The sequence below is a fragment of the Desulfurobacterium sp. genome (genome assembly GCF_027028515.1).
In the GTDB taxonomy this organism is placed as follows: Bacteria; Aquificota; Aquificia; order Desulfurobacteriales; family Desulfurobacteriaceae; genus Desulfurobacterium_A.
Window position 1 is genome coordinate 1 of record NZ_JALVIW010000014.1, and the last position, 1,978, is coordinate 1,978.

Annotated in this window: 3 protein-coding genes and 1 pseudogene; all 4 read right to left on the reverse strand. The window is 41.8% G+C overall.

All coding sequences use genetic code 11. From position 1 onward, the window contains the following. Positions 1-3: 3 nt before the first annotated feature. Positions 4-291, reverse strand: a complete 288-nt coding sequence (fliE, locus tag MV676_RS01735) for a flagellar hook-basal body complex protein FliE (RefSeq protein ID WP_297444714.1) — start codon at positions 289-291, stop codon at positions 4-6. 8 nt (positions 292-299) lie between these two features. Then, positions 300-707, reverse strand: coding sequence for a flagellar basal body rod protein FlgC (flgC, locus tag MV676_RS01740; RefSeq protein ID WP_343214949.1), 408 nt, complete (start codon positions 705-707; stop codon positions 300-302). 2 nt (positions 708-709) lie between these two features. Then, positions 710-1,081 (reverse strand): flagellar basal body rod protein FlgB, encoded by a 372-nt coding sequence (gene flgB / locus MV676_RS01745; RefSeq protein WP_297444717.1) that lies wholly within the window; start codon positions 1,079-1,081, stop codon positions 710-712. Continuing rightward, a pseudogene (locus MV676_RS01750) lies at positions 1,056-1,978 on the reverse strand (hypothetical protein); the annotation flags it as partial. The pseudogene MV676_RS01750 and the gene flgB, both read right to left, overlap by 26 nt.

Here is a 1,978-nt window from a genome sequence, read left to right on the forward strand (position 1 = left end):
CTGTTAGACCTGCATTCTCATAATTTCCTGATAACTTTCAAGGGCTTTGTTTCTTATTTCTGTAAGAAGACGAAGGGAAAGATCTGCTTTCTCTATAGTGAAAAGAGCTTCTTCAACGTTTTTTACCCTTCCTTCAGAGAGGGCTTTCTCTACGTCCCTGGCTGCTAGTTGCTCCTGGTTGACCTCCTTGAGGAAATTTTTCAATACTTTGCTAAAAGAGTCATTCTGCTTTTCCTTACTTTCCTGGGTAAATATATCAGTAATCAGATTTGAGTTGAGTTCTACCTTCATACTACCCCCTAAGCCCTTAGGATTTCTAATGCATTAAGTATACTGTTTTTGTACGTATTAAATGCGGTTAAATTCGCCTCGTAGCTTCTAATGGCAGATATCATATCAACCATCTCTTTTACAGGATCTACGTTTGGTAGTTTTACGTACCCGTTTTTATCAGCCAGGGGGTTTGATGGATCGAATTTCATTCTGAAGGGAGAAGGATCTTCAACTATACGTTTTACTCTTACTCTATATACCGGAGTGTCTCCAGAGCTATCCAGGATAGCTTCAAATACAGGGATTTTTCTCCTGTAGGGATTTCCGTTTTCGTCAGTAGAGTTGGCGTTGGCAAGGTTGCTGGAAGCTACATCCATACGCACTCTCTGGGCCAGCATTCCCGTCAGGGAAACCTCAAGCCCTTTGAATACCATCATTACCTCCCTTGAATAACCAGTTTCAGTTTCCCTATTTCTTTTTTCAACGATTCATTTATGAGCCTTATCATCAAGTTGGTTTCTGCCAGTTTTGCTAGTTCCTTGTCAAGGTTCACCCTGTTATCGTCGTAACCTGAATAATCCTGAGCATTTACAAGTCTGAATCTTACAGGGGGAAAAGAGGGATCCATGTGGCGAGGATCTGTTCTTTTTAAGTGGAGGTTTTCCTCCAGTTCTTTTTCAAAGACCAGATCCTTTGGCTTATAGCCTGGCGTGTCGGCATTGGCAATGTTACCCTGGATAACTTCAGAGCGTCTGAAAAAGTAGGAAGCGCCAGTTTCAAGGTTATCTAGCGGTTTGAAGATTTCCATTATTCTCCTCTCCCAGAATAGCGTCTTCAAAAGCTGTTCTGGCTACGATTGACATATTATCTACGCATGCTTTTATTTCTGTGTAGCTTTTCTCAGCTTCTTTTAGCTTTCCAAGTCTTACTGCTGAAATCGTTAAATAACTACCAAGGAAGCAGTTTCTGTATCCTGCTTCAGACAGTTCCTTTGCAACCGTATAGGCCAAATTGTATCGTTCCTGCAGCATTGTAGATTCCAGTAACTGATCTATAGCTGCCCTGGTAACCAGGTTTTTACCGTAAGCCTTTAGAAGCTTGTCCTTGTTGCTTCTGTATATCTTAAATGCTAAGTTCATCTTCCCAATTTTAGAATAGTAATATAAAAGTACTGTTGATAATTTTACCGTTTTTTTGTTCCTGCAGGCCTTCAGGATCTTCTCAGGGGAGGGGATGTTCTTTCCCAGGACGATGGAGATTTCGGCGCGCAGCAGGTTGTATTTGCACGAATTTTTATCCTTTACCTTTTCCAGGACTTTAAGGGCCTGGAAAAAGTCTTTATCGTCAAACAGGGCTTCTGCCATCAGGATTCTACTTTTGTCGTCCTTCCAGTGGTTTACCATGTAGGATAGTAGTTCTACTCTTAGGCGTCTCTGGTTGCAGGTTTTTAGATCGGAAGCGAACTTCAGCAGGATTTCTTTGTCGAAGATCTCCTGGAAAAACGGTGGATTGGATCTGTATAGTTTACAGCTTTTATCTGAGGGAAGCTTCAAAAGATATGGTTCCCATAGGTACTTAAGAAATTCCCGCTGTTCGTACTTTACCTGTTGGGGAAATACCAGAGAAACTTCCCACAGTAGTCTCTGAAAAACGTTTGAAGGCGATCCCAGTTTAAAAACGAGGTAACCGAGGTCTGCGAGGGCAT

Bases quoted from the DNA above. Each gene is read 5' to 3' on its own strand.
- flgC (WP_343214949.1), bottom strand. From the start codon at position 707: ATGGTATTCAAAGGGCTTGAGGTTTCCCTGACGGGAATGCTGGCCCAG.
- fliE (WP_297444714.1), bottom strand. From the start codon at position 291: ATGAAGGTAGAACTCAACTCAAATCTGATTACTGATATATTTACCCAG.
- flgB (WP_297444717.1), bottom strand. From the start codon at position 1,081: ATGGAAATCTTCAAACCGCTAGATAACCTTGAAACTGGCGCTTCCTAC.